This window comes from Bacteroides sp. (genome assembly GCF_052357945.1).
Lineage (GTDB): Bacteria > Bacteroidota > Bacteroidia > Bacteroidales > Bacteroidaceae > Bacteroides.
This window is the reverse complement of the sequence record NZ_DAWCXD010000184.1, coordinates 1-8,198: the sequence shown is the minus strand read 5'-3', so window position 1 is coordinate 8,198 and position 8,198 is coordinate 1. Positions and strand designations below refer to the sequence as shown.

The window sequence follows — 8,198 nt, the reverse complement described above, 5'->3', positions numbered from 1 at the left end:
GATCGGAGGATACTGGATGAAGGTATTAATGGATAAAGTTCAGAATAATCAATAATTTAAATCTGGTGTATTATGAAATGTAAAACTATGAGACATGAGATCATTGTATTTCAATGGATGACTCTATTATTACTCTTTACGATTTGCTTCAGTAGCTGTAAAGATGATAAAGATGTGTCTGCGGAACCTTATGATCCCAGCCAACCGGTGATTGTGACGGATTTTGCTCCCAAAGCAGGAGGAGCAAACACTCGGATGATTATTTACGGTAGTAATTTCGGTACTGATTCCTCTATTGTCTTTGTGAAAATAGGCGGGAAAGAAGCAAAAGTAATTAATGCGAAAGGTAATAGTTTGTATTGTATTACCCCGCAGCAATGTTACGAAGGAACTATTGAAGTAAAAGTCGGTGAACAAGATGTTATAGTATCATCAAAATATAAATATGTTCCACAAAAGGTCGTATCAACTTTATGTGGATATGTAGATGAGAAGGGTAATGGAGAAATTATAAAGGAAGGTCCTTTTAGTGACTGTGGTAAAATAGATTTTCCTGCATGGTTCGAATTTGACCCGAAAAATCACAATATCCTGTATTTGACTCAGGATGCAGAAAATAATGGTAATGGTAAGCCGATGCGTATATTGGATTTGAAAAATGAAAGAATATACACTGGAATAACCGGTAGTTCGGAAGGAGCCGACCGTTTGCGTAGCATGTCATGGACTTTAAGTAAAGATACTATGATTATAGCATGCTCAAAAGGAGCTGATAATGCCGCAAGTAATATAATGTTAATCCGTAACCAAGACAATGATATGGTTGATGTTACAGATTTCCAGAATCCTGTAGTAAAACGTCTGACCACAAGTAGAGGGTGTCAGAACTCAATGATACATCCGGAAAATGGTGAATTATACTATAACTTCTTTGGCTCAGGGGCCGTGCTCAGATATGATTTTTACCAATGGGGAGCAGATGATAATAAAGCTCATGCAGAAGAACTGTTTACGATTCAGGATGCCAACTGGGAATTCAACTTTATCGTTCATCCATCTGGTGATTATGTTTATATGATGGTACAGAATCAGCACTATATTCTCCGTTCAAATTATGACAGAGTTAACAAGCGGCTTACAACTCCGTATATCGTTTGTGGACAACCCGGACAAGCGGATTATAAAGATTTGGCAGGAACAAAAGCACGCTTGAATAAACCCGGACAAGGAGTCTTCGTATTTAACAAAGAGTATGAGGATGCGAATAAAGAGGATTGTTATGACTTCTATTTTACAGATCGTAATAATCACTGTATACGCAAATTGACTCCGGATGGAGTAGTTTCTACTTTTGCCGGAAGAGGAAGTACAGGAATGAATGTACATGCTAATGGATATGTGGACGGCCATTTGCGTGACGAAGCACGTTTTGATTATCCTTATGCTTTAGCTTATGACGAGGATACGGAAACTTTTTATGTGGGTGATGTAAATAATCATCGTATCCGAAAGATAGCATTAGAAAAGATTCCTGAAGTGGCAGAAGAACATCCGGAAGAGGATCAACCGGAAGAGGGAGAACAATAACCGAATAAAAGAAAAAACACATGAAAATAAAGAATTTTATCACCATTTGCCTGTTACTGGTTTCTGTTGCCGCTTTTGCACAGAAAAAAATTGAAGTAACAGGAGTAGTGACGGATATAAATAAAGAGCCGCTGGTCGGTGTCAATGTAACAGTAAAAGATCAGGCTGGATTAGGAGCCATTACGGATATTAACGGACGCTATAAAATTAGTATTGAAGAGTTTTCAAGACTAGTATTTTCATATATAGGTTTTGATAAACAAGAAGTATTGGTGAAAAGGCAGCAGGTAGTCGATGTAATTATGAGGGAATCTGAAGCAAGTGAGCTTGATGAAGTCGTTATTACAGGAACCGGTGCACAAAAGAAGTTAACTGTGACTGGAGCGGTGACTACCGTTAATGTAAACGATTTGAAAGCAAATCCGACAGCAAATCTTTCAAATGCTCTGGCTGGTAATGTGGCAGGTGTTCTAGCTATGCAGACATCCGGTCAGCCTGGAAAAAACACCTCGGAATTCTGGATTCGTGGTATTTCTACTTTCGGAGCTGATAACTCGGCTTTAGTATTAGTAGATGGATTTGAGCGTAGTCTTGATGAAATTAATATTGAGGATGTTGAATCGTTTACTGTTTTAAAGGATGCTTCTACTACAGCAATTTACGGTCCTCGTGGTGCTAATGGTGTAGTATTGATTACAACAAAACATGGTAAAGCTGGTAAAATCAATATCAGTGCTAAAGTGGAAACATCTTATAACACACGGACTATCACACCGGAATTTGTGGATGGATACGCTCATGCTAGACTGATGAATGAAGCACGTATTACTCGTAATCAAGAACCAATCTATCAAAATGACGAATTGGAAATTCTACGTTTAGGACTTGATCCGGATTTATATCCGAATGTAGACTGGAAAGATGTATTATTGAAAGATGGAGCAATGACATATCGTGCTAATGTAAACATGAATGGTGGTGGTAATACAGCACGCTACTTTGTTTCACTAAGTTATATTAGTGAAGAAGGTATGTATAAGACAGATGAAGCAGTTCGTAAAGATTATAATACCAATCCCGGTAGTCAACGATGGAATTATCGTTTGAATACCGATATTGACATTACAAAAACGACTCTTGTGAAAGTCGGTGTTTCCGGTTCTTTAAAGAAACGTAATGCCCCTGGACAAGGTGGAAATGTGTGGGCATCATTAATAAATCAAAGCCCGATTAGTATTCCAGTAATGTATTCCAATGGTTATGTACCAGCATTTGGAAAAGAAGATGAACGTTCCAATCCATGGGTATTGGCAACACAAACTGGATATTTTGAAATTTGGGAAAATAAGGTTCAGACTAATATTTCTTTGGAACAGAAGCTGGATTTTATTACTAAAGGATTGCGTTTTGAAGGTCGTTTTGGTTTCGATACCAATAATACGAATGAAATTAGTCGCAAGAAGATGCCTCAAACATGGCGTGCAGAGCGTTTTCGAAATACTAATGGAGAAATTACTTTTAAAGAACAGCGAGCAGAAGAAAAAATGACTCAAAGTTCTACTTCAACAGGTAACCGGACTGAATTCTTAGAAGCAATTTTACACTACAATCGTGCATTCAAAGCACATCACGTAGGTGGTACTTTAAAATATAGTCAGGATGCTTATCGGACCACAGTAGATATTGGTACAGATATAAAGAATGGCATTGCCAAACGTCATATGGGCTTGGCAGGACGTGCTAGCTATAACTGGAATTATCGTTACTTCGTAGATTTTAACTTCGGTTATAACGGATCAGAAAACTTTGCCGATGGACATCGATTCGGATTCTTCCCCGCTTTTTCTCTGGCTTGGAATATTGCAGAAGAGAAATTCATTAAGAAACATCTGGAATGGATGAATATGTTCAAGCTGCGTTACTCTTATGGTAAAGTAGGTAATGATAAATTGGGTGAACGTTTTCCTTATCTATATACAATTGCTAAGTCATATAAAGAAAATGATAAGGACGTAACCTTTCCTGGTTGGAATTGGGGTGATTATGGTTATGGCAATTCTTATGATGGTATGGCATATACTCAATTAGCTTCTGAAAACGTTACTTGGGAAATTGCAACAAAGCACGATATAGGTGTAGATCTTTCTTTGTTTAATGATAAGTTTACAGCCACTGTAGACTATTTCCATGAACAACGCGATGGTATTTATATGGAACGTAAATATCTACCTGGCATAGTAGGAATTGTGAGAAGTAATCCTAAAGCAAATGTGGGTAGTGTACGTTCGCAAGGTTTTGATGGTCATTTTGCCTATAAACAGAAAATAAACAGAGTGAACCTCACGGTTCGTGGTAATTTTACTTATAGTAAGAATGAGATATTGGAGAAGGATGAAGAAAATACTGTTTATCCTTACCAGACAGAAGCGGGTTACCGTGTAAACCAAGCTAAAGGTTTGATTGCATTAGGTCTTTTTAAAGATTATGATGATATTCGTAACAGTCCTCAACAGACAGCATGGGGAAAAGTACAACCGGGTGACATTAAATATAAAGATGTTAATGGAGATGGTGTAATCAATGATGGTGACAAAGTAGCTATCGGTGCGACTACCAAACCGAATCTGATTTACGGATTTGGTATCTCTGCACAATGGAAAGGATTTGATTTCAATGTCCATTTTCAAGGAGCAGGAAAGTCTTCATTCTTCATAAATGGATCTACGGTATTTGCCTTCAAGGATAGTCAGTGGGGAAATGTTTTGGGAAATTTAGTAGCTAATCGTTGGGTTGATGCAGACACAGCAGCTAAGCTTGGAATTCCTGCTAATGAAGATCCGAATGCTTCTTATCCACGGCTTAGCTATGGTGGAAATGACAATAATCAACAAAAGTCCACTTTCTGGCTAAAAAATGGTTCATATTTACGTTTGAAGACTTTAGAAGTAGGGTATACATTGCCTAAATCAATTGTAAATAAGATTAAGTTCAATAATATACGTGTATTCTTTATTGGTACCAACTTATTGACATTCGCTAAATTTAAAGAATGGGATCCGGAATTAGGAAGTTCCACAGGGGCGGAATACCCACTGTCTAGGGTAATGACTTTAGGATTGACTGTTAATATCTAATCAATATGTGTAAAATGAAAAAGATATATAAGTTTTGTATAGGTGCCCTGTTAGGGACAATCATCGTTTCGTGTGTAGACCAGCTGGATTCGGATAAAAATTTTAAAGACCGTATGACACTGGAAGATGTATTTACTAATGAAAAATACTCGGAAGAATGGTTAGCTCATGCTTATTCCTATCTTAAAGGAGAGAATATGGATGTTGGAACCAAAGATAATATACTGTGGTGTTTTGCCGATGATATTTATTTTGGTGACCGTGATATTTATAACACCTTTAAAACAGGGACTTATAGTGAAGGAGAGCGACAATCATGGGGAGCCAGTTATAAAGGCATTCGCCAGGCATCCATTTTCATTCAAAATATCGACATGAATATGGAGTTTACAGAAGCTGAAAGAGCTGACCTGAAAGCACAAGCTCGTTTTGTACGTGCTTACTATTATTGGTTATTGCTCCGCAAATATGGTCCTGTTCCTTTATTGCCGGAGGAAGGGCTCGATTATACAGCCAGCTATGATGATCTGGCTTGCCAACGTAATTCCTATGATGAATGTGTAGAATATATCGAATCTGAAATGCGCTTGGCAGCCAAAGATTTACCTTTGGACCGGGGAGCGAATCATACCTCCCGTCCTACTAGAGGAGCCGCATTAGCTGCACGCGCAAAAGTTCTATTATACGCAGCAAGTCCTATTAATAACCCTCGTCCTGAAGATACCGAAAGATTTACAGATTTGGTAGATCATGACGGAAGATGTTTGTTAGCACAGGAATATAATGAATACAAATGGGCCAAAGCCGCTGCAGCAGCAAGAGACGTTATGGAACTCCCGGGAAGCAATTATGGACACCGTTATGTGTTACACACTGTGAAGAAAAGAGATGAAGCCGCTGCAGGTTATCCGAAGACACTTCCTCCTTATTCTGATAAGGATTTTGAGAATGCAGATTGGCCAAATGGATATCGTGATATCGATCCCTTCGAATCCTATCGACAAGTTTTTAATGGAGCCCTGTCTATGTTTGATAATCCTGAACTTATTTTCAGTCGTGGACAAAATCAAGGTGACCGTAATCTTGCAGATATGGTATTACATCAATTGCCTACCAGTGCCAATGGCTGGAATACACATGGTATGACACAAAAGATGTGTGATGCTTACTATATGTATAATGGTTCTGAGTTTGACAGACAGACCTTTTTGGACACTTGCCAAGTTGAGAACCGTTTTGTAACTGAAAAGGAAGGGAATGCGGGGACGTACCCTTATTTAAGGAAAGGAGTATGGAAAGAGTACGCATGGCGTGAACCACGTTTCTATGCCTCGGTTGCTTTTAATGGTTGTGTATGGCCTCTATTGAATAATTCGACGCTTAAAGATCCTAAACCAGTAGAGCAACAAGTATTTTATTACCGTGGTAATGGTAATGGATACACCAACTCTAATTTTTGGCTTCGCACTGGTATTGGAATCATGAAATTTGTTCATCCGGACGATACTTCTGAGGCAAAAGGTAATAAGGACTATGTCAAACTAAAAACGGAACCTGCTATTCGTTTTGCTGAAATCTTATTGATTTACGCTGAAGCTTTGAATGAGTTGGAAGATGGCTCTTCATACGACATTCCATCTTGGGATGGCTCTGCCAGTTATTCTGTCAAACGTGATATTAATGAAATGAAAAAAGGCATTCGTCCTGTGCGTTGCCGTGCAGGGGTTCCCGATTATACATTGCCAGAGTATCAAGACCGGAATGTATTTCGTAAGAAATTGAAACGTGAACGACAAATAGAGCTTATGGGAGAGGGACATCGTTATTTTGATCTCCGTAGATGGAAGGATGCTCCGGTTGAAGAGTCAATGGAAATATATGGCTGTGATGCTCTTATGACTGAAGAAAATAGAGCAGCGTTTCATTCGCCAATTGTAGTCAATGAACTTCCAACTGCTTTTTCTCGCAAATTATATTTCTGGCCTATCAGTCATGAGGAGTTGAAACGCAATAAGCTGTTGACACAAAATCCGGGTTGGACATACAATGATTAATTTTAAAATGATATAAGTATGAAAATTATATATAATTGTTGGTTTGCACTATGTATGTTGCTCTTGATCACTTCTTGTAATGATGAGTGGAAAGATGAGCAGTATCGGCAATATATTTCTTTTAAAGCACCTATAAACGATAAAGATAATGGGGTAACTCCAATATATGTGAGATACAACCCTGATGGAAAAGTACGCTATCAGTTACCGGTTATAGTTAGTGGGTCAACTACGAACGAACAAGATATAGATGTCCATGTAGCACTATACGAGGATACCTTGGAAATATTAAATAGGGAACGTTTCAGCGGGCGTACAGATTTATGGTATACGCTATTGGAGAAAGATAAATATGAATTCCCGGAAACAGTTCATATTCCGGCAGGGACATGTGTGGAACAGCTAAATATTGATTTTGATTTGAGAGGGATCAATATGACAGATAAATGGGTGTTACCTCTAACTATCGTTGATGATGTTTCCTATAATTATCAAGGTCATCCACGTAAAAACTATGCAAAAGCATTATTGCGTGTAATTCCTTTTAATGATTATTCTGGTTCATATAGTACAAGTACAATGGAAGTGTATATTCGAAATGCAAATGGAAGTACTGATAATAAACCGATGGTAACCAATAATCGTACAGCATATGTGGTAGATAATAATACTATTTTCTTTTATGCCGGTTTAATGAGCGAAGATTTATCAAGAGATGAACGGGAGCTCTATAAAATATATATACGCTTCAATGAAGACAAATCATTGAGTATGTGGGCAGATGATGAAGAAAAGATTGGATTTAAGCTATACGGTACTCCTGCTTACAGTATAACGGAAACTATGGATGCTACACGACCTTATCTAAAACATCGTTATGTTTCATTTACTATTGAATATGATTTTAAAGATGTAACTTCTCGGAATCAAGAAGTTCTTTATAAAGTTAAAGGAACAATGCTACTGGAACGAAATCTCAATACTCAGATTCCAGACGAAGATCAGCAGATTGAATGGTAAATAATGAAAAATTAAGAACCAGCCTGATGATCTAATTATATTTTATGGATTAGCAGATAAATACCATAAAATAAGAGAATAAGTTAGGCGTGATTCTGTAAACGACTTACGTGATTGAATCACGACAATAATTTAATATTCAATATAAGATAAATAATTAAGTAGCCTGTCATTGTCTAAATCGAGTTCAATGACAGGCTGTTTAAATTGCTTACAGTATGCTGCGGATATGATAATAAAGAATTTGATATAAATAAAAGGCTTTAAGTTAAGAAGAATGAGTATCTCTTATTAATTCATTCTTTAAGATTAAATTTACAAATAACAAAAAAGTAGAAACAGTGACGATAGAACGAGTATTGGGATCCAAGCTTATTGAATTCCTGTAACTGGGGATTTTTAG

The 8,198-nt window shown here is 37.4% G+C and carries 4 protein-coding genes; all 4 read left to right on the top strand.

The window, feature by feature from the left end:
- Window positions 1–72: 72 nt before the first annotated feature.
- The 4 genes from ACT8YW_RS20640 to ACT8YW_RS20625 are packed head-to-tail and all read left to right on the top strand — an operon-like array spanning window position 73 to window position 7,795.
- Window positions 73–1,587, top strand: coding sequence for an IPT/TIG domain-containing protein (locus ACT8YW_RS20640; RefSeq protein ID WP_444106990.1), 1,515 nt, complete (start codon window positions 73–75; stop codon window positions 1,585–1,587).
- A gap of 20 nt (window positions 1,588–1,607) precedes the next feature.
- Window positions 1,608–4,721, top strand: coding sequence for a SusC/RagA family TonB-linked outer membrane protein (locus tag ACT8YW_RS20635; RefSeq protein WP_444106989.1), 3,114 nt, complete (start codon window positions 1,608–1,610; stop codon window positions 4,719–4,721).
- Window positions 4,722–4,735: 14 nt separating this feature from the next.
- Window positions 4,736–6,775, top strand: coding sequence for a RagB/SusD family nutrient uptake outer membrane protein (locus tag ACT8YW_RS20630; protein ID WP_444106988.1), 2,040 nt, complete (start codon window positions 4,736–4,738; stop codon window positions 6,773–6,775).
- Between the two features lie 18 nt (window positions 6,776–6,793).
- Window positions 6,794–7,795: a DUF4973 domain-containing protein gene (locus tag ACT8YW_RS20625; protein ID WP_259025857.1), complete on the top strand. Its 1,002-nt coding sequence runs from the start codon at window positions 6,794–6,796 to the stop codon at window positions 7,793–7,795.
- The last annotated feature ends 403 nt before the right edge of the window (window positions 7,796–8,198 follow it).